The organism is Streptomyces sp. NPDC089915 (assembly GCF_040684675.1).
GTDB lineage: Bacteria > Actinomycetota > Actinomycetes > Streptomycetales > Streptomycetaceae > Streptomyces.
On the sequence record NZ_JBFBGN010000047.1, the window covers coordinates 1 to 26,207 of the forward strand.

Sequence of the window (26,207 nt, forward strand, 5' to 3'; positions counted from 1 at the left end):
ACGATGGCCCGCATCCTCGAACGCCACCTCGCCGCCCGGAACATCCCCACCCAGCTCCTCCACGGCGGCACCCCCGTCCCCCGCCGCGAGGAACTCGTCGACCGCTTCCAGTCCGGCGAGGTCCCCGTCTTCCTGCTCTCCCTCAAAGCCGCCGGCACCGGCCTCAACCTCACCCGCGCCGGCCACGTCATCCACTACGACCGCTGGTGGAACCCCGCCGTCGAGGAACAGGCCACCGACCGCGCCTACCGCATCGGCCAGACCCAGCCCGTCCAGGTCCACCGCATCATCGCCGAGGGCACCGTCGAAGACCGCATCGCCGAACTCCTCGAAACCAAACGCGCCCTCGCCGACGCCGTCCTCGGCACCGGCGAGACCGCCCTCACCGAACTCACGGACGCCGAACTCGCCGCCCTGGTGGCCCTGCGCCCGGCACCCTCGGGGAGCCACGGATGAACGACCCGTACGAGCGCACCTTCCGGCCCCTGCCCGCCCCCTCCGGCCGCGGCTTCGCCACCACCTGGTGGGGCCACGCCTGGCTGCGCGCCCTGGAGGACAGCGCGCTGGACGGGGAGCAGGTCCGCCAGGGCCGCCGGTACGCCCGCGCGGGCGCGGTCGGCGCGGTCTCGGTGCGCCCGGGCGGGCTGACGGCGGTGGTGCGCGACCGGGACGGGACCGCGCACCGGACGGACGTCCTGGTGCAGCGGTTCACCGAAGCGGAATGGGACCGGTTGCTGGGGCTGGCCGCCGCCGAGTCGGGGTGGATCGCGGCGCTGCTGGACCGCGAGGTGCCCCCGGAGCTGGCGGCGGAGGCGGCGGCCGCCGGGGTGGACCCGCTGCCCGGGCTCGGGGACCTCGACCCGCGCTGCGACTGCGGGGAATGGGACCACTGCGCGCACACGGCGGCGCTGTGCCACCAGATGGCCCGGCTGCTGGACGGGGACCCGTTCCTGCTGCTGCTCCTGCGCGGCCGCGCAGAGCGGGACCTGCTGGAGGAGCTGGCGGACCGCGGTGCGGCGGGTTCCGCATCGGAAGCGGAATCCGGGACGGGTCCGGCGGCCGACCCGGGGATCCCGGCGGCGGAGGCCTTCGACGCCGGGCGGCGTCCGCACCCGCTGCCCGCCCCGCCCGCCCTGCCGCCGGGGCCGGGGCAGCCGCCGACGCTGGACACGGAGACCGAGCCGGCCGGACTGGACGTGGACGCGGTGGAGTTCCTGGCGCAGGCGGCGGCGTCGGAGGCGTACCGGCTGCTCGCGGAGGCCCTGTCCCCGGGCCATGCCTCGCGCCCGCCCGGCCCCCCGCCGACCGCCGCGGAAGACGCCGTACGGCTCACCGCCGAGGCAGCCGATTTCCGGCTCCGCTACCGCCTGGCGGTGGCTGCCGGACGCGACGGGGCGGCCATGGACCGGGCCGTCCGGGCCTGGGGCTTCGGCGGGGCCCCGGCGCTCGCGGCGCTGGAGGACGACTGGTCGCCGGACCGCGCCGCCCTGGCCCGGGCCCGTTCCGCCCTGGCGGCGGCCTGGCCGGACGAGGAGGCCCCGGCGCTGCGCCGGGTCCGCGCCCGCTGGACGGTCCCGGGAGCGCGCGGGCAGCTGCGGCTCGGGCGGGACGGCCGCTGGTGGCCGCTGCGCCGCGAGGCCGGCCGGTGGGTCCTGGCGGGCCCGTCGTCCCCCGACCCGGCCTCGGCACTGGCGGCGCTGCCCGAGGACGGGGCTGAAGGGGCGGACGGGACGGTCGGGACGGTCGGGACGGTCGGGACGGGGGAAACGCGGTAAGAGGGCAGTCGGGGCTGAACCCGGCCAGGTCGGGCCGACGACCGGCCGACGACTGGCCGACGACTGGCCGACACGGCCCTTGCCGGGCTCGCGGACCCGCACCACGATGGGGGCGCTCCGCGTACCGCGGCTCCACGGTCCCTCGGGAGGGTTTCATGGGCGATCCGTCGTTGGCGCTGCCGGGCGGGGCCGATCCCGTCGAGCGCACGCGCGTCCTGCGGCGGGCGCACGAGGCCTTCACCCGGGACGGGCGGGTCGAGCCGCCGGTCCGGGCGGTGATCGCGAAGTCCTGGCGGCGCTGCGCGCGGGCCCGGGTCAGCCCCGAGTGCGCTCCCCGGCTGGAGCGGCCGGAGGCGGAGCTGGCGGCGTACCGGGAGCGGCATCCGCTGGCCCGGGTGATGCCGCTGTTCCGGGACCTGGTGGGGGCGTTCGCGGCGCACGGGGCCCATCTGCTGGCGGTGTGCGACGCGCGGGGCGGGCTGCTGTGGGTCGAGGGCGAGCCGGGCACCCTGCGCCGGGCGGAGGGGCTGGGCTTCGTCCCGGGCGCGCGCTGGGCGGAGACGGCGATGGGAACCAACGCCCCCGGTACGGCGATCGCGCTGGGGGAACCCGTACAGGTCTTCGGCGCCGAGCACTTCAGCCGCCGCGTGCACCCCTGGACCTGCGCGGCGGCCCCGGTCCGGGACCCGCGCACCGGCCGGGTGCTGGGGGCGGTGGACATCACCGGCGGGGACGGGCTGGCGCACCCGCACTCCCTGGCCTTCGTCCAGGCGGTGGCCCGGGCGGCCGAGGCCCAGCTGGCGCTGCTGGCTCCGGAGCCGGACGCGGCGGCCCCCGACACGCTGAGCGCGCTCGGCCGTGACGAGGCGCTGCTGGTGCTCGGCGGGCGGCGGATAACGCTGGGACGGCGGCACAGCGAGATCCTGGCCCTGCTCGCACAGCACCCCGAGGGGCTGTCCGGGGAGGAGCTGGCGTACGTCCTGTACGAGGACGAGTCGGTGGCGGCGGTGACCCTGCGGGCGGAGATGTCGCGGCTGCGCGCCCTGCTGGGTGCCGGGAACCTGCTCTCGCGCCCGTACCGCACCGCCGTCCCCCTGGAGGCCGACTTCGCCGCGGTGACCCGGCACTTGGCGGCCGGCGCCGTCTCGGCCGCCCTCACCCGCTACCCGGGTCCGCTGCTGCCGGCCTCCTCGGCGCCGGGGATCGTGCGGCTGCGGCGGCGGATCGAGGACCAGGCGCGGGCGGCGGTGATCGCGCGGGCGGACGTGGGGCTGCTGTCGGACTGGGTGTGCAGCCCGTGGGGCGCGGAGGACCCGGCGGTGTGGCGGGCCCTGGCCGCGGCGCTGCCCCCGCGCGACCGGCCGGCGGCGCTGGCCCGCGTACGCTCCCTCGACGCGGAACTGGGCGCGGGGGCGGGCGCGGTTCGGGCCGCGGCTCCGGGCACGGGGCGTGCAACGTTCCCGCAACCCGCCCGCTCCTAGCCTCCTCCCCGAGCGCTGTCCGACGGCGGCCGGCGCCCGGCAAGGGGAGGACCAGCATGGCCCGTTACGCCGCACCCGGTACCGAAGGCGCGCTGATGGAGTACGCGTCCCGCTACGACCACTACATCGGCGGGGAGTACGTGGCGCCCGCGCGCGGCCGGTACTTCGAGAACCCCTCGCCCGTCACCGGGCAGCCCTTCACCGAGGTCGCGCGGGGCACGGCGGAGGACGTGGAGCGGGCACTGGACGCGGCGCACGCGGCGGCACCGGCCTGGGGCCGTACGTCCGTCGCGGACCGGGCGGGGATCCTGCTGCGCATCGCGGACCGGATGGAGCAGCACCTGGAGGCGCTGGCGGTCGCGGAGACCTGGGAGAACGGCAAGCCGGTCCGCGAGACCCTCGCCGCCGACCTCCCGCTGGCCGTCGACCAGTTCCGCTACTTCGCGGGGGCGCTGCGCGCGCAGGAGGGCTCGCTGAGCCAGCTGGACGAGGACACGGTCGCCTACCACTTCCACGAGCCGCTGGGCGTGGTCGGGCAGATCATCCCGTGGAACTTCCCGATCTTGATGGCGGTGTGGAAGCTCGCCCCGGCCCTGGCCGCCGGCAACACGGTGGTCCTGAAGCCCGCCGAGCAGACCCCGGCCTCCGTCCACTACTGGCTGAGCCTGGTGGCGGACCTCCTTCCGCCCGGGGTGGTGAACATCGTCAACGGCTTCGGCGAGGAGGCGGGCAAGCCGCTGGCGTCGAGTCCGCGCGTGGCGAAGGTGGCCTTCACCGGGGAGACGGCGACGGGCCGGCTGATCCTGCAGTACGCGGCGGAGCACCTCAAGCCGGTCACGCTGGAGCTGGGCGGCAAGAGCCCGAACCTCTTCTTCGACGACATCTGGTCGAAGGACGACGACCTGCGCGACAAGGCCCTGGAGGGCTTCACGATGTTCGCGCTGAACCAGGGCGAGGTGTGCACGAGCCCCTCCCGCGCCCTGATCGAACGCGGCCGCTACGGCGACTTCCTGGACGCGGCGGTGGCCCGCACCGAACTGATCGTGCCGGGCCACCCGCTGGACACGGACACGATGATCGGCGCGCAGGCCTCGGCGGAGCAGCTCCGCAAGGTCCTCTCGTACGTGGAGATCGGCCAGCGGGAGGGCGCGAAGATCCTGACGGGCGGCGGCCGCATCGACCACGGCGGCGACCTGGCGGGCGGCTTCTACGTCCAGCCGACCATCTTCGAGGGCGACAACCGGATGCGGATCTTCCAGGAGGAGATCTTCGGCCCGGTGGTGTCGGTGACCTCGTTCGAGGACTTCGACGACGCGGTCCGCATCGCGAACGACACGGCGTACGGCCTGGGCGCGGGCGTCTGGACCCGGGACGTCAACACGGCCTACCGCGCGGGCCGCGCGATCCAGGCGGGCCGCGTCTGGACGAACTGCTACCACGCCTACCCGGCCCACGCGGCGTTCGGCGGCTACAAGCAGTCGGGCATCGGCCGCGAAACCCACAAGATGATGCTGGAGCACTACCAGCAGACCAAGAACATGCTGGTCAGCTACTCCCCGAAGAAGCTCGGCTACTTCTAGGGCACCAAGTCGAACCAGGCGGAAGAGGCTGTCCGGATCGTGCCGGACAGCCTCTTCACCCGTTACCGGTTCGTCCAGATCACTGCTTGCCGCCGGTCAGCCACAGGCCGAGTGCCGAGCCGACGAAGACGACGCCCGAGCCCACCGAGGCCAGGACCCTGGTGGTGCCGGTGTAGTCGGCGAAAGTGCTGACGTAGACCGCGGCGGCGGTGGAGATGGCGAGCAGCAGCCAGAGTGCGGGCTTCATGCGGGGGTTCCTCCTGGGTGTGTCGCCGACGTCCCTCTGCGGGGCGGCGAGAGCGGGTCGCTTCGTCGTCCACTCTCGCCGCCGGCCCCTTTCCGGCACATCGGGTCCTGCTCCCGAACCTCAGGTGTAGCCCGCTACACCTGAGGGGTGGGGTCGGCGACCGCCGTCATGGTCCGTGACGGGGTTCACGCCTTCAGGTAGGCGAGGACGGCCAGGACCCGGCGGTGGCCGCTGTCGCTGGGGGGAAGGTTCAGCTTGGCGAGGATGTTGCCGATGTGCTTGCTGACCGAGCGCTCGGTGATGAACAAGGTGGTCGCGATCGTCGGGTTGTCGAGGCCCTGGGCCATGAGGCTGAGGACCTCGCGTTCCCGCGGGGACAGCGCTTCCAGGGGGTCGCGGCGGGTCATGAGCTGGGAGACCACGTCGGGGTCGAGCGCGGTGCCCCCGGCGGCGACCCGCTCGAGGGCCTGCTGGAACTCCTCGATGCGGGAGACCCGGTCCTTGAGCAGATAGCCGACGCCTGAGGCGCCCTGGCCCAGCAGTTCGGTGGCGTAGCTCTCCTCGACGTACTGGGACAGGACGAGGATGGGCAGACCCGGCATCAGCCTGCGGGCCTCGATGGCCGCTCTGAGGCCCTCGTCGCGGAATCCGGGTGGCAGTCGGACGTCGAGCACGGCCGCGTCGGGCCGGTGTTCGAGCAGCGTGGGCACCACCTCGGGCCCGCTCCCCACGACGGCGACGATCTCGTGGCCGACGTCCTCCAGCAACAGAATCAGGCCCTCGCGGAGAAGGACGTTGTCCTCCGCGATCACGATCCGCACGGTAGTACCACCTCAATCGTCGTTCCGGAACCGACAGGGCTGTCGATCCTCGTCGTACCGTCCAGGGCGGCGACGCGCTGGCGTACGCCGTCGAGTCCGCTTCCCGCGCCCGATCCCGGCACCGCGCCGCCACGCCCGTCGTCCTGGACGAGGACGTACAGCCCGGTCCGGTCGTACCGGAGGGATACCCGCGCCTGCCGCGCTTCGCTGTGCCGGGCGATGTTGGTGAGGGCCTCGGCGACCACGAAGTAGGCGGCGGCCTCGACGGCGGCCGGCGGCCGGCGGGCGGGCTCGGGAAGGTCGAGGGCGACCGGGATGGTACGTCCCGCGGCGAGCGCTCGGATGGCTCCGTTCAGCCCTCGGTCGGAGAGGATCGGCGGATAGATGCCGCGGATCACCGCACGCAGTTGCACGAGTGCTTCGTCCACTGTCGTTCTGGCGTCGAGCATGAGTTTCCTGGCGCTCGCGGGGTCCTTGTCGAACCTGCGGTCGGCCAGTCCGAGACGCATGGCGACCGCGACGAGCTGCGCCTGGGTACCGTCGTGCAAGTCCCGCTCGATCCTGCGGAGTTCAGCTTCGTGTGCCTGGAGCGCCCCGGCCCGGGAGGCGGTCAGCTCCTCGATCCGGCGTTCGGCACCGGTCCAGTTCCCCAGCAGCACCTCCGCGATGCGGGTCTCCCACCGGGCGGCGGCGGGGGCCAGCCAGAGGAAGAGGAGGGCGAAGATCCAGACGCAGACCGCCGACAGGACGATCGCCTGCAGCCAGTTCGTCAGGGGGGCGGCGAGGAGGGTGAGGGTGCCGCTGGGGACGGTCCACCACCACATCGGGATCGAGAGGGTGAGCAGGAGGCTGAACAGGGCGCCGAGGACGAGGACGGGCAGGATCAGGCCGACCACGCCGTGGAGCAGCATCCACCCCACGTCCTTGCCGGTCCCGGAGGATCGCAGCAGCTGCAGGGTCTGCCGGCGCGCGCTGCCCTGGAGTACGGGGTACGGGCGTCGCACCGGACGGCCGAGGCGTCGTTCCGCGCGGCGGCGCTCGGCCTCGGCGAGGGACCGCAGGGGGCGGATCGCCCAGGGCAGTACCGGCACGACGATCAGCGCGACGCAGACGAGGGGCAGCAGCACGCAGCCGGCCAGGGACGGCAGGGCGGTCGCGAGGCCGCCGAGGAGATACCGCGTGGAACGCAGGCTGTGGCGTGCGCGTGCCTTCAGGTCCATGGATCACGACGGTACGCCACAGTGGATTCCCTGTCCCACCTGCCCCGCTCCACCCTCATGGTGGAGCTGGCTACACCTCCGGTGCGGGGGCGTGACCGCTGCCGGCCCCCCCTCTCCCGAGCCTAGTTTCGAAGCCTGATCTTGACCGACCGAGGGCATCGAAGGGCCACACATCATGCGACGGATGACGACGAGCGGGGAGACACCGTACGCCGTGTCCCTGGACCAGGTTTCCAAGTCGTACGGCGAGGTGACCGCGCTGGAGCAGGTGAGCTGGGGGTTTCGTACCGGCAGCTTCACCGCGATCATGGGCCCGTCCGGCTCGGGCAAGAGCACGTTCCTGCACTGCGCGTCCGGTCTCGACCGGCCGACGAACGGGTCGGTCCGGTTGGGCGGCGTGGACATGGGCGAGCTCCGCGAAGCCGAGCTGACCCGGCTGCGCCGGGAGCGGATCGGTTTCGTCTTCCAGGGCTACAACCTGATGCCGTCGATGGACGTCGAGCGGAACATCACCCTCCCCCTGTCCCTCGGCGGCCGCAAGGCCGACCGGCAGTGGCTGACGGAGATCGTCCACCGGGTCGGGATGGCGGGCCGGCTCGGGCACCTCCCGGCGCGGCTGTCGGGTGGCCAGCAGCAGCGCGTGGCGGTCGCCCGGGCACTGGTGACGCGCCCCGAGATCGTCTTCGCCGACGAGCCGACGGCCGCGCTCGACCCCAGGTCGGCCGGGCACGTCCTGAAGCTGCTGCGGGAGGCGGTCGACGAGATGGGACGGACCGTCGTCCTCGTCACCCACGATCCCGTGGCGGCCGCGTGGGCCGACAGCGTCGTCTTCCTCGGAGGGGGCCGGATCGTCGACGAACTGACCGCCCCGTCCGCGGAAGCCGTCCTGGCCCGCTGGGACTCGCTGTGAGGCGCGGGATCGCCGCGGGCGTGGCGGCGGCGCTGCTCTTCGCCGCCGCGCTGACGGGCGCGTTCGGCGTCCTCCTCGAATCGGCGCTGCGGGCGCACGGTGCGGTCGACCGCTACGCCCCGGCCGTGGCCGTCGTCGCCGCGAGCCAGCGGGTCGAGATGACCGTGGACTCCGGTGAGTCCGAGCGTACGGAGGTCAGGCCGCTGCTGGAACGGGCGCGGGTGTCGATCGCCCCCGCCGAACGGCTGAAGGAGGTACCGGGGGTCGTACGGGTCGTCGCGGACGTGTCCGTACCCGTCGTCGCCGCCGACGGCACCGAACTCACCGGTCACGGATGGGAGTCGACCGCGCTCGGCCCGTTCGAACTGCGGTCGGGGCGTGCCCCGCAGGCACCGGACGAGGTGGCGGTGGCGGCCGGGAGCGGCATGGAGGTCGGGAACACCGTCCGGCTCCAGGCGGGGGGCCGGGCACCTGAGCCGTACCGGGTCAGCGGCCTGGTGTCGGCCGGTTCGGGGGCGGACGGCGCCGTCCGCGCGAGCGTGTGGTTCGACGACAGGACGGCGCGGACGCTCGCCGGCCATCCCGGACACGCCGACGCGCTGGTGGTCCTCGGCAAAAAAGGCACGTCCCCCGAGGCGCTCGGCGCGGCGGCCCCGGGTCTCCTCGTCGCGACCGGTGCCGCACGTGGTGACGTCGAGAACCCGGGGGTGGCGGCGGCGCGGCTCGACCTGATCGGGGTGAGCGCGTCCATCGGCGGCATCGCCCTGCTGGTCGTGCTGCTGATCCTGACCGGGCTGCTGGACATCTCCGTACGGGACCGGACCCGCGAACTCGCGGTGATGCGCGCCATCGGCGCCACCCCCCGGCAGGTGCGGCGGCTGATCGTCCGCGGCACTCTGAAGGTCGCCGTGCCCGCCGCACTCGTCGGCGGCCTGGGATCGCTCGGGCTCGGCGCGGTCCTGCACCGCTTCATGGCCGATCACGGTGTCCTCCCGCGAGAGCTGTCGCTCGTACTGGGTCCGCTGCCCGTCGCCGGCACCATGCTGCTCACCGTGCTCACCGCGGTCGGCTCCGCCTGGCTCGCGGCCCGGCGCGTCTCCCGCGTCCGGCCGGTCGAGGCCCTGGGCGAGGCGGCGACGGAGCCGGCGCGGCTGCCGCGCTGGCGGATGGTCACCGGGCTCTTCTTCCTGGCCGTCGGGCTGGGCGCGGCCTCCACGGCGCTCGCCTTCGGCGGGCAGATCGCCAGGGCGGCCATGGGCGGCCTGGCGCTCACCCTGATCTGGGCCGCCGCGCTCCTGGGTCCCTGGGTCGCGCGGGCCGGGATCCGCGTCCTGAGCCCTCCACTGCGGCTGCTCTTCCCGGTGCCGGGCCGACTCGCCGCGGAGACGGCCTCCGTCGCCGCCGTCCGGCTGGCGTCGGTGATCACACCGATCGCACTGGCGCTCTCCTTCGGGGCCGGCCAGCTCTTCGTCCAGACCACGGCCGTCAGCGCCACCCGCACCCAGTCGGCCGCCGGTCTGCTCGCGGACCACGTGCTCGTCGCGGACGGTCCGGGCGTGCCGAGCGCGGCGTACGAAGAAGTACGCAGGACGCCCGGGGCGGACGCGGTGACGGCCGTGAAGCGCACCACCGTCGTGAAATCGGTCGGCGACCAGCTCCAGTCGCTGCCCGCGCAGGGCCTCAAGGGCGCGTGGTCGAACCTGGATCCGGGCGTCACCTCGGGTTCGCTGGCAGAGTTGCGCGGCGCCGACACCGTCGCGGTCAGCTCGAACGTCGGCGACGGCGACGACCTCGGCAAGACCATGTCCTTCTGGCTCGGCGACGGCACTCTGATCCACCCCCGGGTGGTCGCCGTCTACGACCGTGGGATGGGCTTCGGCGACGTCCTGCTGCCGCATGATCTGGTCGCGGCGCACGTCACCGACGGCGGTCATGACGACTACCTGCTGGTGAGCGGGGGCGCCGACCTCCGGCCGGTAGCCGAGCGCCTCCCCGGGGTACGCGCCACATCCGCCGCCGAGTACGGCGCGGCGCTGACCGAGCAGGCGCGCGTCCAGGGGCTTCCGGGCCTGATGGCGGTCGCGGCCATCGCCCTGTTCACCTTGATCGGCGTGGTGACCACGCTGGCCGTCGCCACCGCGTCCCGCCGGCGCGAGCTGGCCCTGCTCCGTCTGATCGGCGCGACGCGCCGCCAGGTCCTGTCCATGCTGCGGCTGGAGACGCTGCTCGTCCTCGGGACGGGCACGATCGTCGGCACGCTGGTGGCGGCCCTGACCCTGTTGACCTTCGCCCTCGCGGTGACCGGGCTGCCCGCGCTGTCCGTCTCCCCCGCCGTCTGCGCCGCCATCCTGGGCGTGGTCTGCCTGGCGGGCATGGCTGCGGTCATGCTGCCGGCACGGCGGCTGGTACGGCGTCGCGGCTCGCCCCGGATCGAGTAGGAAGCCGCGCCTCCCGGGTGCGCCCGTCTTCGGACGGGCGCACGAGCGGGGAAGCCGTTCCTTCATGCGCCGCGACCGTCACTGGACCAGGCCGAGCCGCCGGCGGGTCCGTCGCACCACGACCACCTCTCACTGCCCCACTGACGTTGTTCCCCTACCGATGGGAGTTGTTCCATGCATGCACGTGTCTCACCGAGGTTCCGTCCCACTCTTTCGCGAGGCGGCCGACGTAGGGCATCGCTCGCCGTGACCGTGCTCACCGGGGCCGTCATGACCACCGGCGCACTGTTCCCGTCCGCGGCCTTCGCCGCCAAGCCGGACCCCGTGCAAAAGAGCCTGAACACCTTGGTGGCCGACGACCGGATCCCCTCCGCGTCGGCGAGCGTCGTGGACCGCGAGGGCCGGACGCGTCAGTACACCGCAGGTGTCGGCGACCTCAGGACCGGCGCGAAGGTGCCCAACGACGGGCAGGTACGGGCGGCCAGCAACACCAAGGCCTTTACGGCCGTGGTCGTACTGCAGCTGGTCGCCGAGAAGAAGCTCGCCCTGGACGCCCCCGTCGACACCTACCTGCCCGGCCTGCTGCGCGGCGAAGGCATCGACGGACGCCACATCACCATCCGCCAACTCCTCCAGCACACCAGCGGCCTGCCCGAATACGTGGACAAGGGCGCGGTCCTCAAGGATCTGCAGAGGTACTACGAGCCGCGCGAGCTCCTCGACAGCGCCCTCGCGCAGAAGGCCCACTTCTCCCCGGGCGCGAAGTGGGAGTACAACAACACGAACTACCTGGTCGCGGGCCTGATCATCCAGAAGGTCACCGGCCGCCCGCTGGGTGAGGAGATCAACCGGCGCATCGTCGACCGCATCGGACTGCGCCACACCTACTTCCCCACCCCCGGTGACATGACCATCCGCGAGCCCCACGCCAAGGGCTACCACCGGGACACAGCCGACTCGCCCTGGCGCGATGTCACCGCACTCGACCCGTCCTGGGGCTGGGCCGCGGGTGCGGTGATCACCACCAACAGCGACCTCAACCGCTTCTACACCGCACTCCTCGGCGGCAAACTCCTGCCCCCGGCCCAGCTCGCCCAGATGCGCACCACCGTCCCCACAGGGGCCCCGGGTGTCGGCTATGGACTGGGCCTGATCAGCACGCCGTTGCCGTGCGGCGGCGTCTACTGGGGCCACGGCGGAACCATTCCGGGATACGCCACCTACGGAGGTGTCACGGAGGACGGGCGTGCGGTCAACGTCGCGCTGACCGCCATGCCGGCCGACAGCGCCACCGAACAGCACGCACAGGCCGCCGTCGAAACGACCCTGTGCCGCTGATACCCCACTGACCCCACCGGCCGCCGCTCCCGCTCGCGGGAGCGGCGGCCGATATCCCGGCGGGCCCATGCTCACGAGCGTCGCCGGGCCACTGGCGCGATGGGCCGTCCGGCACGGCCCCACGGCCCGCTCGTCGCTTGCCCTCCACTGTCACGACAGGAGTTGTTCCATGCACGCACGTGTCTCGCCGACGTTCCGTCCCACACCTTCGCGAGGCGGCCGACGTAAGACCTCGCTCACCATGACGGTGCTCACCGGGGCCGTCATGACCATCGGCGCGCTGTTCCCGTCCGCGGCCTCCGCCGCCAAGCCGGACCCCGTTCAGAAGAGCCTGAACGCCCTGGTGACCGATGACGAGATGCCCGCCGCGCTGGCGAGCGTCGTGGACCGCGAGGGCCGGACGCGTCACTACACCGCAGGTGCCGGCGACCTCAGGACCGGCGCGAAGGTACCCGAGGACGGACAGGTACGGGCAGGCAGCAACACCAAGGCCTTCACGGCCGTGGTCGCGCTGCAGCTGGTCGCCGAGAAGAAGCTCGCCCTGGACGCCCCCGTCGACACCTACCTGCCCGGCCTGCTGCGCGGCGAAGGCATCGACGGACGCCACATCACCATCCGCCAACTCCTCCAGCACACCAGCGGCCTGCCCGAATACATGGAGTCCCCCGTCTTCGCGGACTTCCCCGCCGTCCGGTACCGGTACTTCGAGCCACGCGACCTGCTCGACGGCGCCCTCGCACAGAAGGCCCACTTCTCCCCGGGCGCGAAGTGGGAGTACAACAACACGAACTACCTGGTCGCGGGCCTGATCATCCAGAAGGTCACCGGCCGCCCCATGGGCGAGGAGATCGGCCGGCGCATCGTCGACCGCGTCGGACTGCGCCACACCTACTTCCCCGCCCCCGGAGAGACGACCCTTCGCGAGCCCCACCCCAAGGGCTACGAACGGGAAACGGACGACGGACCTCTGATCGACTACACCACCATGGACATGTCCATGGGGTGGGCTGCGGGTGCCCTGGTTTCCACCAACAGCGACCTCAACCGCTTCTACACCGCACTCCTCGGCGGCGAACTCCTGCCCCCGGCCCAGCTCACCGAGATGCGCACCACCGTCCCCGCAGAGGCACGCGGCCCCGGCGTCCGCTACGGACTGGGCCTCACCAGCACGCCACTGTCATGCGGCGGCGTCTACTGGGGCCACGGCGGAACCGCCCTGGGATACCGGACACGAGGAGGCGTCACATCGGACGGACGCGCCGCCGGCATCGCGGTAACCACCGCCCCGACGGGTGCGGCCTCCCAGCGGGTGGAAGCTGCCGTCGACACGGCGCTGTGCCGCTGAGTGATGTGCCGGCGCGATGGAGGTTCACGGCAGCGGCCATGTCGTCCACCCCGGAAGTGGAGGGGGTCCCGCATGGGGTTGGATGTACCCCACTGCACGGCGTGACCGAGGGTGATGAGACTGCGATGAGTGAACTGACGAAGCCCGTCGTCGAGGTTCCGGACGGGGACGCTCCCGAGGAGCTGACCGTGCGGGACCTCGTCGTCGGGGACGGGGCCGAGGCGAAGCCGGGGAGGGTCGTCCGGGTGCACTACGTCGGGGTGACCTTCGCGTCCGGGGCGGAGTTCGACGCCTCCTGGGACCGGGGCGAGCCGTTCAAGTTCGCCGTGGGCGGCGGCCGGGTCATCAAGGGGTGGGACCGGGGGATCCGGGGGATGAGGGTCGGCGGCCGGCGCGAGATCATCGTTCCGCCGCGCCTCGGCTACGGCAAGCAGTCCCCTTCGCGGCTGATCCCCGCCGGCTCCACGCTCGTCTTCGTCGTGGACCTGCTCTCGGTGGTCTGAGGCGCGGGAGGAGGGCGGGAGGAGGGGCGGTCGAGGCCCGGTCACGTACGAACGTCCAGACCGGATGAGCCGGGTGCCGGTCGGTTGCCCGGGTGCGGCCGAAGTCGATATTTTTGGCATCAAGTAAATCGATCGGCTGCCGGCAGCACGGAGCAGGGGTACGTACATGAACGAGGGGCACGCCGCGGAGCCCGCCAAGACCGTCCGGGACATCGTCTCCCTGCTGGAGGCCGCCGGTCTCGCACGCGAGGACGTACTGCGCGTGGAGGGCGAGGGCGGCCTCTCGTACGCCTCGGGACTGCCCGTGGAGGACGTGCACGCGCTGCTGCGCGGTGAGCCGCTGCCGCAGGGCGAGGGCGGCGGGGCGGACCCGGTCGAGGAGCGGCACCGGCGGGTGGTCGCCCGGATCGTCTTCCTGCGCTCCACCAGGCTGCGCACCTCCCCCGACGGCCAGCGCCGCGCGTACTCGCTGGCGGAGGTCGCGGCGGCCGCCGGGACGAGCACCCAGTGGCTCGACAAGATGATCAGGACGGGCAAGGCGCCGAACCTCGATCACGCGGCCGGGATCGCGGGGTTCTTCGGGGAGAGCATCGAGTTCCTCGTCGCCGCACCCGCCCAGGCGCTCGACCGGGTCCTCCAGCAGATCCACAAGGACCTGCTGGAGCGGACCGTCGCCCGCCAGGTACAGGACATCCAGCGCCTGCGGAAGACCGGCTCCGGCGACTCCCCCACGTCCGACCTCGGCGTCGTCGACTACGCCGCACGCGCGCTGGCCGACGTACCGGAGGACACCGCTCAGCCCATCATCGCCCTGATCGAATCCGTCGCCAGGCGCTCGCGCGAGGAGCGCGCACGCGAGAACCGCGCGGAGACGCGCGGCTGACCTGCCCCCTGGCCCGCCCTTCTGGCCCGCTCTTCCGGCCCGCCCCGCCGTTTCGCGCGGGTTTCCCCCCACATGCGGCCCACGGTCTCACCAAGCGGACATAGGGCCGCTGGCCAGGCATTATGCGTTCCCGATCACGGTTGCCCGCGCTGAGCCGAGTGACTAGTCTCGCGGTCGCGGGGGTGGTGGCGCCCATCCCCGGCCGCGGGCACGTGCGTTGGGGGACGGACGCACCCGGAGGGTACGAACCGACCGCGTACCAGGCGGCGTCCGGGTGGGGGAGACATGAGGGACGCGGTGGGGTCTTCGCGTGCGATGAGACGGCATCGGGACGAACTGTTCGCCGGGGTGCCGTGTCCGGCCGGACGGGATCCGCACGAGCTGTTCCGGGCCATCTGCGCCTACTTGAGCGAGAGCGGCGACCGCGAGGTCCGGCTGATGCTGGAGCCGTTCCCTCCGGGGACGGTCAGCGGGCTCTGGCTTGACCTGGGGGACCACGAGGTGGTCGTGGTGGAGGAGAACACCCTGCCCATGCACCAGATGGTGATCCTGGGACACGAGCTGTGGCACCGCGAGGAACGCCGGGCCGGCCGGACCCAAGGCGCGGCGGAGGGGGCCGCGGCCGCGCGCATGCTCGGTGAGCGGTGGAGCGTCGACGACGCGGTGAGGCATCTGGCGGCGCGTACCGACTACAGCGTGGCGGAGGAGCGGCGGGCGGAGAGGTTCGGCCGTCTGCTGGCGGCCAAGTTCCGCCCCTTCCTCCTCGGCAAGCGCGACAACACTGCCCCCGACGATCTGATCGGCCGTATCCGCGCATCGCTGGGGCGCTGATGACCCCCGACGGTGTCGACTACTACATCACGGCCGCCGTACTGGGCGCGGCCCTGCTGGCCAAGTTGCCTGCCCTCGTGCGGGGTTGGCGCAGCCCGACGGTCCGGACGGTGAACCTCCTGCTGTTCCTGCCCTGCGTCGGGTTCATCTTCTCCTCGGCGGCCGTGGTCAGCGCCGTCAACCGGCTCAGCGGGATCAGCAACCTCTCGGCCCTCCTGGTCCACTGCATCATGACGGCCTATTCGTGCGCGTCCCTGGTCCTGCTGGACTACTGGAGGGAGGGATCGGGCGAGTACGGCCGCACGCGTCGGCGGGTGCGGGTGTGGAAAACCGGCTGCTGCGCCGTGATCGTGGCACTGGTGGGACTCTTCGCGCTGGGCGAGGCCCCGGTGGAGCAGCCGCGGGACTTCGACACCTACTACGCCACCACCCCGTTCATCCGCGAGATGCTCCTCCTCTACCTGCTCGCGTACCTGGCCTCCGCGGTGGCCATGGCCGTCGTGTGCCGGAACTGGATCATCGACATCGACCGCCGGACCGCCTACGGGCCGAAGACGGCGGCCGACCGGTCCCTGCGGGTCGGCCTGCTCGTGCTGGTGCTCGCGGCCGTCGGCAACACCATCTTCGCCCTGTTCAAGCTGACCTCCGTCGCCGCCCGCTGGGCCGGCCGGGACTGGGACGCGCTGAGCAGCAGCCTCGGCCCGTTCATGTCGGTCACCGGGGTGACCATCGGCCTCGGGCTGCTCGTGCCGGCGTACGGCCCCGGCCTGATCGACCGGGTGTGGAACCCGCTGCTGGCCATCGCCGCGCTGCGGCCCCTGTGGCGCCTGGTCCGCCGGTCCGGGCCCGCTCCCGGGAACGCGGTGCTCCTCACCCCGGCCTGGTACGCCGGGCCCGAGCAGGTCCTGCTGTACCGGTTGACCACGATCCACGACTGGATGCTCGGCCTGTGCGCCCACTGCGCGGAGGGGGTCCGCGAGCGGGCCTACCGCCGGGCGAGGGAGAGCGGGGCCGCGGAACGCGAGGCGGTGGCCGCGGGCCTCGCCGCCATGTTCACGGCGGCGGCCGCCGACCGGGCCCGCGAGCCGCAGCTGCCGGCCGGGCCGGCCGGGCGCGCGATGGACGCCGTACGGGCGGCGGAGGCGCAGGACCCGGACCTGCTGGTGTCGATCTCCCGGGCCCTGGACGCCCCGGCGCGGACGGGGTGAGGGCCGGCGGCGTCTCCGTCACCGGCCCCCAGCGCCTTCGGCGCGCCTTCCTCAGTGTGCGGTCATCCTGTTCACAATCGCCCCCCACCCGTCGAAGGCGGCCTTCGTGAGTTCGCCTACCTGGTGGGAGACCCCGGGGATGCGTGTGAACATCCTCAGGGCCCCGAGGGTGGCAACGCTCAGTACAGCGACACCGGTGGCCGTGTAGAACTCACTGCTGTTCACCCCGTAGCCCCAGCCGGCACAGAAGGCACTCGCGATGTCAAGGAACATCGTGGTGAAGCTCAGGGCGCCCGCGAGTATCTCCAGTGGTACGGCGAGAGGAGCCAGAGGGGTGAGGGCGGCGATAGCTCCGGCGCCGGCCGTTACGGCCGCGGCGCTGCCGGTCCAGAAGGCCCACTCGTGGAAGGTGTGGGAGGCATGCTGCCAGTCCGCCTTCGAGTAGCCGAGCACGATGGTGTCGCTGTCCGACGTGCCGGCCAGGTTCTTGCTGGTGGCCTCGGCCTCGGCCATCTGGTTCGCGGCCTGCTCAGCCGCCGCGGTGTCTTCCGCGTCCCGCAGCAGCCTGGCGTCCAGGCGTGCCTCACTGGCGGCGGTGGCCGCCTCGATCGCGCTCCGGCCGGCCGCGACCGCGGAGTTCCGGGCATCGGAGGCGGACTGCTTGGCCCAGTCCGCGGAGATGCGCGCACTTCGGGCCGACTTCACGGCCTGGTTGGCGCAGTAGTTCGCCGAACGGGCGGCGCTACGTGCAACTGCGGCCTGCTGCTTCGCCTTGTCGGCCGAGATCTGGGCGCTGCGGGCGGACTCCTCGGCCTGATTCGCATAGGCGTTCGCCTTGTCGGCGGAGGCAGCCGCTCGGGTGGCCGCGTCCTGTGCCTTCCCTGCCCACACCACCGCTTCCGCGCCGGCGTTACGAGCCCTGGCCGCGGCCTCCTGAGCTCGGGCCGCATCCTCCTGGGCCTTGTCGGCGATCTTCGCCGCTGCGGCGATGGCACCCTGCATGGCGGCGACGTGGGTAGCGAAGTCGTGGTCGAGCTGTGCGGTCTCGTACTGGACTGTCGCGATGAACTTGCGGCGCATCCACGAGGGGCCCTCGAGTACGGCCTGGGCATGGGCCTTGGTGTAGGGGCCCGCTGTCTGAAGGAGGGCTGCGGTGGCCACCGCGTCGTCCTCCCGCTGCGCCTTCTCGAACGTGACGGCGAGGAACACGTGGAGCGCCTCGGACGTTCCGGCGTTCAGCGCCGCATTGGCCGCCTCCTTCACCGCGCGGCCGGGGTTACCGGCCAGCAGGCGGGTGATCATGACGCGGTTGTCCGTGGCAGCTGCCTGTACCGTACCCGTCCGCAAGAACGCCGCCACGGCCTCGGGATCGGCGCTCTTGAGCGCCGCGGTCGCGGCGAGCCCGACCTTCGAGGAAGAGACACGGGCCATGTGGACGGCCATCTCGCGGTCGTCCTGCCGTTGGGCGATCAGCCGGTCGCCGTCGATCCAGACATGGACGTCGGCGTCCCCGCCGGCCAGCGCGAACTGTGCGGCTTCCCGGGACCAGATGCCGTAGGAATCCATGATAGTGATGGCAGCCTTGCGGCCTGCGGCTGCGGCGGCCGTCAGGTTCCCGGCCCGCAGCGCCGATTCAGCCTGCGTGATCAGATCCTTCGTGGCCTGGGAGGTCTGCTCGGTCTGGGTGCGCTTCGCCTCGATGGCAGCCCTGTCGAGGGCATCGGTTTGGGCGATCAGACGCATTTCCTCGACAGCCCGCTGCGTTTCGTGGTCCAGCCTCTGCTGTTCACCCTCACGAGCCTTCTTCTCCACCTCGATCGCCTGCAGGACGGCTTCGGTGGCCTTGTCGGCGGCCTTGGTGGCCTCGTTGGCGAACTCGGTGGACTTGTTCGCGTAGTCCACCGCCTGGCCGGCGTAGGTGACGGCCCACTCGGCCGCCTCGGCGGCCTTCTCCGCATGGGCGGCCGCGCTGTAGGCGGCGTTCCGGGCGGTACGCGCCGCGGTCGCGGCCGCGGTCGCGAGGGCCTGTGCCGTGCCGGCCGCGTTCGTGGCGACCTGGGCGTTCGTGGTGGCGATCTGAGCCTGCCGCTTGGCTTCGTCGGCCTCGGCCTTGGCCGTGCCCGCTGCCGATTCCGCCGCCCTCCAGGCCGTTGTGGCAGAGGCCGCCGCATCGCGTGCCGCAGCGGCGGCCGTACCACCGATGGAGGCGGCCTGCTCGGCCGCAGCCGCAGCGGCCTCGGCCTGGTCCGCCGTGACTCTCGCCACGGCCGCCTCGCGCCGAGCGGCGACGGCGGCCGCCCGGGCGCCGTCAGCCTTGCTCGCGTCCCGTGACGCGTCTCTGGCCGCGTTGTACGCCTTCGTTGCCGCATTGCCTGCGGAGGCGGCCGCGTAACTGGCAGCCATTGCGGCGTGCGCGGCCCGACGCGAAGCCTGAATGGCGGCGTTCGCGGCGTTGGTGGCCATGCGCGCCGCGTCGGACGCTCCCCGCGCCGCCTCGGCGGCCTTACGGGCCGCCCGACCGGCCTTGACCACGTCGTTCTGCGCCTGGCGGGCTTCGGCCTCGGCGGTCTCCGCGGCCTCCTTCGCCTTGGCCGCGGCTTCCACGGCACGTGCGCATGCCTCTTCGGCTTCCTTCGTCCGCGCTTCGGCCGTCTTGCCCTCACGGGTGGCGACGGCGACAAGCTCCTCGATCTTGGAGCGCTCCTGATCACGGGCCCGGGCGATGTGCTGGCCGGTTTCGAGGAACCATTCGATCTCGGCCTCCGTACCGGACAGGGCCCGGTTGGCGTACTTCTGCACCTCCGGGCCTGCCAGCATCAGCAGCTTGGAGGCCTCGACACGCATGTCCTCCAGCCGGGCCGTGAACCGGTCCACGGTGAGGAACTTCTCCAGCGCGGCCTGGGAGCCGTCGTTGAGTGCGGCGTTCCCCGCCTTGTTCACGGCCTTGCCACTGGTGGACATCACCGTCGCGGTGGCCACGCGCAGGTCTTCCACCAGGGCTGGCTTGAAGCCGCCCGCGAGGAATGCGGAGACTGCCGAGTCACTGCCGTTGAGCGCGGCGGTGACCGCACGACGGGTTCCCTTGCCTACGGTCGCCAGCTTGGCCAGGAGGGCCGCGCGGTTGTCCGCCGCGGTCTCCGATGCGAGTTTCACGGACAGGAAGTTCTGAACATCGGCGTCGGAGCCGGCCAGCGCCACCTCGGCAGCGGCGCGAACGGCCGTTCCTCCCAGTACCCATGCCTTGACGACCTTGGCCCGGTCGGTGTCCGGCAGCCGGAACGGGTCCGCTTCCGGCGGCGGCGTCTCCGCCCAGGCCGCCGTCGGGTTGAGGACGAGGCTGGACGTGGTGACGACGGCCGCGGTGGCCGCGACGGCGCCGAGAATGCGGCGCCTACTCCAATAAGTGGTGTCCAAAACGGATCCTTCGCTATCGGCGCATGGCACGCCGCAGAAGAGGCGGGCGTGATCCAGGGCAGCAAGGTGTGGGTCGCGCTTCTTCAGCCGGGACCAAGGAACGCGTTGCGGGGTCCGAGCAGCGCACGGCAGGACCTTACGCGGCACGCGAAGGTTTGACTAGACGGAAGTTGATGAGCAATCAACTCACGTTTATTCGCGACTGTCCGACCGCACCGCGAGATGGCACGAAGGGGCGATTCAGATGGGGGCGAACGGGATGAATACGGACGTTCAAAGCCGCCTGACATCCTGAAGGTTGGTGATGCACATCACTCAACCAGGAGGGCACACGAACGCCTTGGGGCCACATAAGACGAGTGACCAACCGTCATGTTCGTTTTCAAGGCTTGATTTCCGCTCCAGTTATCCGGTTAGTATTCCGGCGGAAGTTGGGGGCCTCCGACGAGAGACGACCTGTCTACGACGGTTCTCTTGTCGTTGAGACACGAGCCTTCGCATCCGCATGGAATTTTCCGGGCCTGCCGTGCCCGGAACTGACGACTGGGGTAGGGATGAAGGCACGTAAGACGCTCGTCCGCACGGTGGCCGCCGCCACCGCGGCCGGCGCTCTCGCTTGGATCGCGGTCACCGGCGCCGGCGCCGCCACCGCGGGCGGGAACGGTACGCACACCGCCACGCTGAAGTCCGTCGCCGACGAGGGACCGGGCTACGCGATCGAGGACTTCGGCTACCCGAACGCCGACAAGATCCTCGCCGAGCGGAACATCGTCCTCAAGCGCGGTGACGGCCACATCCTCCTCGCCGACTGCGGGAGCGCGACCGATCTCCTGGAGATCTGGTCCCGGGAGAAGGAGAAGATCTGCTTCCGGGTCACCGGTACCAGCGGCTACCTGACCCTGGAGATCCCCTCGGTCTTCGCCGTCAAGGGCAACGACTACTCCGCGCAGGTCGACATGAAGGTCGGCGAGGAGAAGAAGACCTGGGACGTGAACAAGAACTCCTGGACCGCGGTCGGTGAGAGCGCCGACGCGCAGGGACGCGAGTTCATGCTCCTGGAGATCCGGACCTCCAAGTAGCCCCTCCAGGGCAGGAACAGCGGCCGGGCCCTCGTCCGGTCGGCGTCCGATCGTCCGCCACGCACCGTTCACCGAAGGAAGAACCATGCTCGCACCCCGTCTGCGCCCGGCGCGGACCACCGGTCTGCTCGTCTCCGCCACCGCGGTCGCCGCAGGGCTGATCTCGGCGGCCCCCGCCGCGGCGCTGGCCGGTCCCGACGCGCCGGCCACCCAGCTCAAGTCCGTCGTCAAGCTGAACATCGGCGACGAGGCCAACTCTCGGGCCTGTACGGCGGCCCTGCTCGACGCCGACTGGATCATCACGGCGGCCAGTTGCTTCGCCGCCACCCCCGGCGCGCAGGTGCCGGCCGGCAAGCCGGCGCTGAAGTCCGTCGCCACGCTCTCCGACGGGACCGCCGTCGAGGTCGTGGACCTCACCCCCCGCACCGACCGCGACCTGGTCCTGGGCCGGCTGGCCAACTCCGCCGGCGCCAACCTCCCGTGGGCCCGGATCGCCCCCGCGCTCCCCGCCGCCGGCACCGACCTCGGCACGGCCGGGTTCGGGCGGACGAAGACCGAGTGGGTGCCCGACAAGCTGCACACGGGCACCTTCACCCTCAACGCCTCCGACACCGGCACCCTGACCGTCACCGGCAAGGGCACCGACGTCATCTGCAAGGGGGACACCGGCGGCCCGCTGTTCAACGGATCCGGTCAGCTCATCGGCGTCAACAGCCGTTCCTGGCAGGGCGGCTGCCTCGGCGCCCCCGCCACCGAGACCCGTACCGGGGCCGTCTCCGCGCGGGCCGACAACCTGAGCCAGTGGACCGCCGACGTCCGCTCGCTGACCCCCGGCTGGAAGACCGAGGCCGTCGTCCAGGCGGGCACCTCCCTCTACCAGGGCATTCGCCTGGCCGACGGTTCCTGGACCGGCTTCACCGACGTCCAGTCGAAGGCCGGGAACATCGGCGGCATCCGCACGGCCACCGTCGCCGGCATCGACGGTGACACCCACGTGGTCGCGCTCGGCACCAACGGCCGCATCTACCACACCATCCGCAAGGCGGACGGAACGTGGCTGAACTTCGGCGACGTCGGCGCCGAGGCCGGTGTCCTGCCCAACGTCACCCAGGTGTCCGCCGTCTCCACCGGTACGGAGATCCAGGTGGTCGCGGTCTCCAACGGCAAGGTCTTCCACAGCCTGCGCCGCGCCAACGGCACCTGGGCCCCCTTCGGTGACGTCGCCGCCGTCTCCAGCCCCCTCAGCGGCGTGACCTCCATCGCCACCGCCAACACCGGTGGTGCGCTCCAGGTCGTCGCCGTCAGCGGCGGCAAGGCGTACCACACCGTGCGCAACACCGGCGGCTCCTGGACCGTCTGGGGCGACGTCGCCGGTGCCGCCGGCGCCACCGGCCCGATCAGCTCCGTGGCCATGGCCGGCAGCGGCAGCAGCGCCCACGTGGTCATCGCCACCGACAACGGCACCCGCCAGTACCACACCATCCGCCAGGACACCGGCGTCTGGAGCCCCTTCCGGGACCTGACCGCCCACCTCGGCAACATCACCGTCAAGTCCGTGGGCACCGCCGGATTCAGCCACCAGGTCGACGTCACCTTCACCACCGGTGACAACCGCGTCGTCTACACCTCCTGGAGCAACCCGGCCCGCCTCTTCACCACCCCGGTCACCGTGCCCACGATCGCGGGCATCGCGGCCACCCCCCTGGGCTCCATCGCCCTCGCCCCCACGCTCTGACCCGAGCGGCCCGGTCCACCCCGTCCACCCCGCGCGCCCACCCGCCCCTGTCCCCTACAGGGGCGGGTGGGCATGCCCGTCCGTGGCGGATTCCCGAAAGTGAGAGCCGTGAGAAGGAAGAAGGGACTCGCCGCGTGGCTGGCCGGAGGGCTGGTCGCGGTGGGCGGGATGTTCGCGGCGCTGCCGGTGACGCCCGCGGTGTCGGCCGCCGCGCCGGCGGGGACGCCGCCGGTGCGGACGATCTCGTACAACGTGTGCGGCGCGTACGCCGAGAAGTGCCGCAGCGAGATGCCGCTCGCCTCGTGGGCGGACGGCCTGCAGGGGCACGTCACCGACTGGGACGCCGACGTGGTGATGCTCCAGGAGATGTGCAAGGGCCAGTACGACCGGCTGCGGCAGGTGCTGCCCGGCTACACCGGCGTGTGGACCAGCACCCGGACCGCCGACGGGTGCGCGAAGTGGGGGGACGACAAGGGCTTCGGCCAGGCCCTGCTGGTGCGGGCCCCGCAGAGCGAGGTCAGCGGGATGTCCGCGGAGCTCACTCCCCCGGGTCTCACGGGCGAGAAGCGCTCGGTGGTCTGCGCCAAGGCTCCCGTGGACGGGCGTGCCGTCCTCGCCTGCGGGACGCACCTGCGGCGTGACGACGCCGCGCAGAACGACACCCCGGCGCTGATGGCCCGCATCGAGGCGTGGGCCAACGGGCTGCCGGTGATCCTGGCCGGTGACTTCAACGCCCGCCCCGGCTACGCGCACATGGACCCGGTGTACGCGGGCCGGCCGGGGACGCTGTCCCTGGCCGAAGCCGACGGCACCGACCAGCAGTACTTCACGGCCGCGTGCAGGTCCGCCGGTGCCGCGGAGTGCCGGACCGGAGCGCCCACCGTGGTCGACAACGAGACGGGGACGAAGTACGTCTCGCGGTTCGACTTCACCTTCTTCACCCGCCAGGACTTCGGCGACCTGCGCGGCGAAACGCTGGAGACCGGCTTCACCAAGGTCAAGGACCACCTGATGGTCCGCTCGGCCGCCTCGTTCCGCACGCGGGCGCCGGTGGCCGGGGACCTCACGGGTGACGGCGTACGGGACCTGCTGGCGGTCCAGGAGGACGGCTCGCTGCGGCTCTACCCGGGGCTCGGCGACGGGCGGTTCGGCCCGCACCGGGTGATCGGGGCGGGCGGCTTCGCCGGGGCCGACGTCAGCCACCGCGGTGACTGGACCGGCGACGGCCGCGAGGACGTCGTCGCGCGGATCGGGGACGAGCTGTGGGTGTATCCCAACACCGGTACCGGCGATCTCGGCGAGCGCGTCCCCATGGGTGAGCGGCCCAGGGGCTGGGCGCACGCCACCGTCCTCGCCGTCGGCGACGTCGACGGGGACGGGCAGCCGGACCTCGTGGGCCGCAGTGTCAACGGCCTCTACCTGCACCGCGGCAGCGTCGGCACCAACCCGGCCCTGCCCCGCGACGTCGTCGTGCTGGGCGGCCCGGAGTGGAAGCCCGCCGACCTGCCCGAGATCCTGGCCCCCGGCGACGTGGACCGGGACGGCCGCGCGGACCTGTGGGCACGCGCCGCCGACGGGCAGCTGCGCCAGTACCTGTCCAAGGGGGCGCAGGCGCTCCCGGCGCCCACCGTCCTCGGCTCCGCCCCGCAGGGCGCGTACCCGCTGGCCGGCACGGTCGGCGACGCCAACGGGGACGGCCGCGCCGACCTGCTGCTCACCACCGCCCCTCAGGGCGACGGCAGCGGCGACCTGGCCTTCCTGCCGGGCGACGCGGCCGGGACCGGGTTCGGCCCGGCGGTGACCGTCGGGGAGGGCGGCTGGCGCTGGATCCGGTCCGTGCGCTGACCCGTCACGCGCCCTCCGTCTGCTTCCCGGCCGGCTGCCGGGAGGCGGGCGGGGTGCGGATCAGGAGGGCGACCAGGACGGCCAGCCCGCCGAGTACGGCACCGACCCCGAAGCCCCACCGGACACCGGTGGCCAGGGCGTCGGTGGACTCGGCGCCCGCGGCCGCCGCCGTGGCGGCGTGCCCCGACATGACGCTGATGACCAGGGCGGTCCCGGCGGCGGCCGCGACCTGTTGCAGGGAGCCGAGGACGGCGGAGCCGTGGGGGTAGAGGTGCGGCGGCAGCACGGACAGGCCGGAGGTGAAGACGGGGGTGAAGACGAACGCCATGCCCGCGCTGAGGGCCACGTGCAGGGCGAGGACCACCCACGGCGGGGTTCCCCGGCCCGTGAGGGTGAACAGGGCGAGGCACAGGGCGGTGAGCGCGGCGCCCGGTATGACCAGCCGCGGCGCGCCGACCCGGTCGTAGAGCTTGCCCACCTGCGGCCCCAGCAGCCCCATGGTCAGGCCGCCGGGGATCAGGAGCAGCCCGGTCTGCAGTGACGTCAGGCCGCAGACCTCCTGGAGGTAGATCGGCAGGAGGATGAACGCGCCCATGAGGGCCATGAAGGACAGGCACATCAGGGCGAGCGCCACCGTGAAGTGGCGGAAGGTCAGGGTGCGCAGGTCGAGCAGCGGGGTGGAGGAGCGCTGCAGCGCCAGCTGCCGCCAGGCGAACAGGCCCACCAGGACGGCGCCCGTCAGGGTGGTCACCGCCGGGGGCACGGGGTCCGAGGCGGCGTTCGCTGCGCCGAGCCGGCTGAGGCCGTAGACCAGGGCGCCGAAGCCCGCCGCCGCGAGGGGGACGGACGGCCAGTCGATCGGGCCGGCCTGCGGCTCGCCGACGTTGACCAGGTGGCGCCGCCCGAAGACGGCCATGGCGACGGCGATGGGCAGTACCGCCAGGAACAGCAGGCGCCACGAGCCGAGCTGGAGCAGCACCCCGGACACGGCGGGGCCGAGGGCGGGTGCGACGGAGATGACGAGGGTGATGTTGCCCATGACGCGGCCCCGGTCCTGCGGGGGCACGAGGGTCATCAGGGTGGTCATCAGCAGCGGCATCATGACGGCGGTGCCGCTCGCCTGGACGACGCGGGCGGCCAGCAGTACGGGGTAGACGGGCGCGGCCGCGGCCAGGGCGGTACCGGTGAGGAAGAGGGCCATGGCCAGGCTGAAGGCGGTCCGGGTCGTCACGCGCTGGAGGAACCACCCGGTCACGGGGATGACGACGGCCATGGTGAGCATGAAGGCGGTTGAGAGCCATCCCGCGGCCGCCGCGGTGACCTCGAAGTCGCGCATGAGGCGCGGGATCGCGTTGACCATGATCGTCTCGTTGAGGAAGACGACGAACGTGGACAGGACGAGGACCCGCAGCACGGTGGTGACGCGGGCCGAGGGGAGGGTGGGCGTTTCGAGGGGTGCGGGCATGGCGCCTTCCGTCGGGTGAGTGTCCTGCGCACGTGGCGGTTCACATCCTTGGACCGCCTCGGCGGGAGGAACTCATCGGTGTTCCCTCT

The 26,207-nt window shown here is 72.5% G+C and carries 20 protein-coding genes; 15 read left to right on the forward strand and 5 right to left on the reverse strand.

The features are described 5' to 3' along the window. From AB0O29_RS16655 to AB0O29_RS16670, 4 genes are all read left to right on the forward strand, one after another. A partial coding sequence (locus AB0O29_RS16655; protein ID WP_365152212.1) for a C-terminal helicase domain-containing protein occupies positions 1-456 on the forward strand: 456 nt, incomplete at its 5' end. Then, entirely contained in the window at positions 453-1,775 is a 1,323-nt protein-coding gene (locus AB0O29_RS16660) for an SWF or SNF family helicase (protein ID WP_365152214.1), read from the forward strand. The genes AB0O29_RS16655 and AB0O29_RS16660, both read left to right, overlap by 4 nt. Positions 1,776-1,930: 155 nt before the next feature. Then, complete coding sequence (locus tag AB0O29_RS16665) at positions 1,931-3,256, forward strand: GAF domain-containing protein (protein ID WP_365152216.1); 1,326 nt, start codon at positions 1,931-1,933, stop codon at positions 3,254-3,256. A gap of 56 nt (positions 3,257-3,312) precedes the next feature. Next, entirely contained in the window at positions 3,313-4,836 is a 1,524-nt protein-coding gene (locus tag AB0O29_RS16670; protein ID WP_365152218.1) for an aldehyde dehydrogenase family protein, read from the forward strand. 79 nt (positions 4,837-4,915) lie between these two features. On the opposite strand, the gene AB0O29_RS16675 is transcribed toward AB0O29_RS16670, so the two are convergent. The 3 genes from AB0O29_RS16675 to AB0O29_RS16685 all read right to left on the reverse strand — a co-directional run bounded on the left by AB0O29_RS16675 (position 4,916) and on the right by AB0O29_RS16685 (position 7,124). After that, positions 4,916-5,083, reverse strand: coding sequence for a hypothetical protein (locus AB0O29_RS16675; protein WP_365152220.1), 168 nt, complete (start codon positions 5,081-5,083; stop codon positions 4,916-4,918). A 185-nt stretch (positions 5,084-5,268) separates the two neighbouring features. After that, complete coding sequence (locus AB0O29_RS16680; RefSeq protein WP_365152222.1) at positions 5,269-5,904, reverse strand: response regulator transcription factor; 636 nt, start codon at positions 5,902-5,904, stop codon at positions 5,269-5,271. After that, positions 5,892-7,124, reverse strand: a complete 1,233-nt coding sequence (locus AB0O29_RS16685; protein ID WP_365152224.1) for a sensor histidine kinase — start codon at positions 7,122-7,124, stop codon at positions 5,892-5,894. The genes AB0O29_RS16680 and AB0O29_RS16685 overlap by 13 nt, the downstream gene beginning before the upstream one ends. 184 nt (positions 7,125-7,308) lie before the next feature. On the opposite strand from AB0O29_RS16685, the gene AB0O29_RS16690 reads away from it, so the two are divergent. The 8 genes from AB0O29_RS16690 to AB0O29_RS16725 all read left to right on the forward strand — a co-directional run bounded on the left by AB0O29_RS16690 (position 7,309) and on the right by AB0O29_RS16725 (position 16,580). Beyond that, positions 7,309-8,034, forward strand: coding sequence for an ABC transporter ATP-binding protein (locus AB0O29_RS16690; RefSeq protein ID WP_365152226.1), 726 nt, complete (start codon positions 7,309-7,311; stop codon positions 8,032-8,034). After that, the gene (locus tag AB0O29_RS16695) at positions 8,031-10,472 is read left to right on the forward strand and encodes an ABC transporter permease (RefSeq protein ID WP_365152228.1); all 2,442 of its coding nucleotides are present in this window, start codon (positions 8,031-8,033) and stop codon (positions 10,470-10,472) included. The genes AB0O29_RS16690 and AB0O29_RS16695 overlap by 4 nt, the downstream gene beginning before the upstream one ends. A 270-nt stretch (positions 10,473-10,742) precedes the next feature. Next, positions 10,743-11,810, forward strand: coding sequence for a serine hydrolase domain-containing protein (locus AB0O29_RS16700; protein WP_365152281.1), 1,068 nt, complete (start codon positions 10,743-10,745; stop codon positions 11,808-11,810). A 241-nt stretch (positions 11,811-12,051) separates the two neighbouring features. Continuing rightward, complete coding sequence (locus tag AB0O29_RS16705; RefSeq protein WP_365152230.1) at positions 12,052-13,155, forward strand: serine hydrolase domain-containing protein; 1,104 nt, start codon at positions 12,052-12,054, stop codon at positions 13,153-13,155. A gap of 125 nt (positions 13,156-13,280) precedes the next feature. Next, complete coding sequence (locus AB0O29_RS16710) at positions 13,281-13,658, forward strand: FKBP-type peptidyl-prolyl cis-trans isomerase (protein ID WP_365152232.1); 378 nt, start codon at positions 13,281-13,283, stop codon at positions 13,656-13,658. 166 nt (positions 13,659-13,824) lie between these two features. Further along, on the forward strand, positions 13,825-14,541 hold the full coding sequence (locus tag AB0O29_RS16715) for a hypothetical protein (protein ID WP_365152234.1): 717 nt from the start codon (positions 13,825-13,827) through the stop codon (positions 14,539-14,541). A 315-nt stretch (positions 14,542-14,856) separates the two neighbouring features. Next, positions 14,857-15,372 (forward strand): toxin-antitoxin system, toxin component, encoded by a 516-nt coding sequence (locus AB0O29_RS16720; protein WP_365152236.1) that lies wholly within the window; start codon positions 14,857-14,859, stop codon positions 15,370-15,372. Further along, positions 15,372-16,580 carry a DUF6545 domain-containing protein gene (locus AB0O29_RS16725; RefSeq protein WP_365152238.1) on the forward strand — a complete coding sequence of 403 codons (1,209 nt, stop codon included), beginning with the start codon at positions 15,372-15,374 and terminating at the stop codon, positions 16,578-16,580. The genes AB0O29_RS16720 and AB0O29_RS16725 overlap by 1 nt, the downstream gene beginning before the upstream one ends. A gap of 51 nt (positions 16,581-16,631) precedes the next feature. Here AB0O29_RS16725 and AB0O29_RS16730 read toward each other — a convergent pair whose 3' ends face one another. Next, a complete protein-coding gene (locus tag AB0O29_RS16730) occupies positions 16,632-19,994 on the reverse strand; it encodes a hypothetical protein (RefSeq protein ID WP_365152240.1) in 3,363 nt (1,120 codons plus the stop codon). Positions 19,995-20,548: 554 nt separating this feature from the next. On the opposite strand from AB0O29_RS16730, the gene AB0O29_RS16735 reads away from it, so the two are divergent. The 3 genes from AB0O29_RS16735 (at position 20,549) to AB0O29_RS16745 (ending at position 24,653) form a co-directional block, all read left to right on the forward strand. Then, positions 20,549-21,073, forward strand: coding sequence for a hypothetical protein (locus tag AB0O29_RS16735; RefSeq protein WP_365152242.1), 525 nt, complete (start codon positions 20,549-20,551; stop codon positions 21,071-21,073). Between the two features lie 85 nt (positions 21,074-21,158). Beyond that, on the forward strand, positions 21,159-22,808 hold the full coding sequence (locus AB0O29_RS16740) for a trypsin-like serine protease (RefSeq protein ID WP_365152244.1): 1,650 nt from the start codon (positions 21,159-21,161) through the stop codon (positions 22,806-22,808). A 108-nt stretch (positions 22,809-22,916) separates the two neighbouring features. Further along, positions 22,917-24,653, forward strand: coding sequence for an FG-GAP-like repeat-containing protein (locus AB0O29_RS16745; protein WP_365152246.1), 1,737 nt, complete (start codon positions 22,917-22,919; stop codon positions 24,651-24,653). Positions 24,654-24,657: 4 nt separating this feature from the next. Here the strand turns inward: AB0O29_RS16745 and AB0O29_RS16750 are convergent, their stop codons facing one another. Beyond that, a complete protein-coding gene (locus AB0O29_RS16750) occupies positions 24,658-26,118 on the reverse strand; it encodes a DHA2 family efflux MFS transporter permease subunit (protein WP_365152248.1) in 1,461 nt (486 codons plus the stop codon). Positions 26,119-26,207: the final 89 nt, after the last annotated feature.

What these genes read in the sequence shown, in the direction of transcription:
- AB0O29_RS16660 (WP_365152214.1), top strand. Translation starts at nt 453, where the DNA reads ATGAACGACCCGTACGAGCGCACCTTCCGGCCCCTGCCCGCCCCCTCC.
- AB0O29_RS16665 (WP_365152216.1), top strand. Translation starts at nt 1,931, where the DNA reads ATGGGCGATCCGTCGTTGGCGCTGCCGGGCGGGGCCGATCCCGTCGAG.
- AB0O29_RS16670 (WP_365152218.1), top strand. Translation starts at nt 3,313, where the DNA reads ATGGCCCGTTACGCCGCACCCGGTACCGAAGGCGCGCTGATGGAGTAC.
- AB0O29_RS16675 (WP_365152220.1), bottom strand. Translation starts at nt 5,083, where the DNA reads ATGAAGCCCGCACTCTGGCTGCTGCTCGCCATCTCCACCGCCGCCGCG.
- AB0O29_RS16685 (WP_365152224.1), bottom strand. Translation starts at nt 7,124, where the DNA reads ATGGACCTGAAGGCACGCGCACGCCACAGCCTGCGTTCCACGCGGTAT.
- AB0O29_RS16690 (WP_365152226.1), top strand. Translation starts at nt 7,309, where the DNA reads ATGACGACGAGCGGGGAGACACCGTACGCCGTGTCCCTGGACCAGGTT.
- AB0O29_RS16700 (WP_365152281.1), top strand. Translation starts at nt 10,743, where the DNA reads ATGACCACCGGCGCACTGTTCCCGTCCGCGGCCTTCGCCGCCAAGCCG.
- AB0O29_RS16705 (WP_365152230.1), top strand. Translation starts at nt 12,052, where the DNA reads ATGACGGTGCTCACCGGGGCCGTCATGACCATCGGCGCGCTGTTCCCG.
- AB0O29_RS16710 (WP_365152232.1), top strand. Translation starts at nt 13,281, where the DNA reads ATGAGTGAACTGACGAAGCCCGTCGTCGAGGTTCCGGACGGGGACGCT.
- AB0O29_RS16715 (WP_365152234.1), top strand. Translation starts at nt 13,825, where the DNA reads ATGAACGAGGGGCACGCCGCGGAGCCCGCCAAGACCGTCCGGGACATC.
- AB0O29_RS16720 (WP_365152236.1), top strand. Translation starts at nt 14,857, where the DNA reads ATGAGACGGCATCGGGACGAACTGTTCGCCGGGGTGCCGTGTCCGGCC.
- AB0O29_RS16725 (WP_365152238.1), top strand. Translation starts at nt 15,372, where the DNA reads ATGACCCCCGACGGTGTCGACTACTACATCACGGCCGCCGTACTGGGC.
- AB0O29_RS16735 (WP_365152242.1), top strand. Translation starts at nt 20,549, where the DNA reads ATGAAGGCACGTAAGACGCTCGTCCGCACGGTGGCCGCCGCCACCGCG.
- AB0O29_RS16740 (WP_365152244.1), top strand. Translation starts at nt 21,159, where the DNA reads ATGCTCGCACCCCGTCTGCGCCCGGCGCGGACCACCGGTCTGCTCGTC.
- AB0O29_RS16750 (WP_365152248.1), bottom strand. Translation starts at nt 26,118, where the DNA reads ATGCCCGCACCCCTCGAAACGCCCACCCTCCCCTCGGCCCGCGTCACC.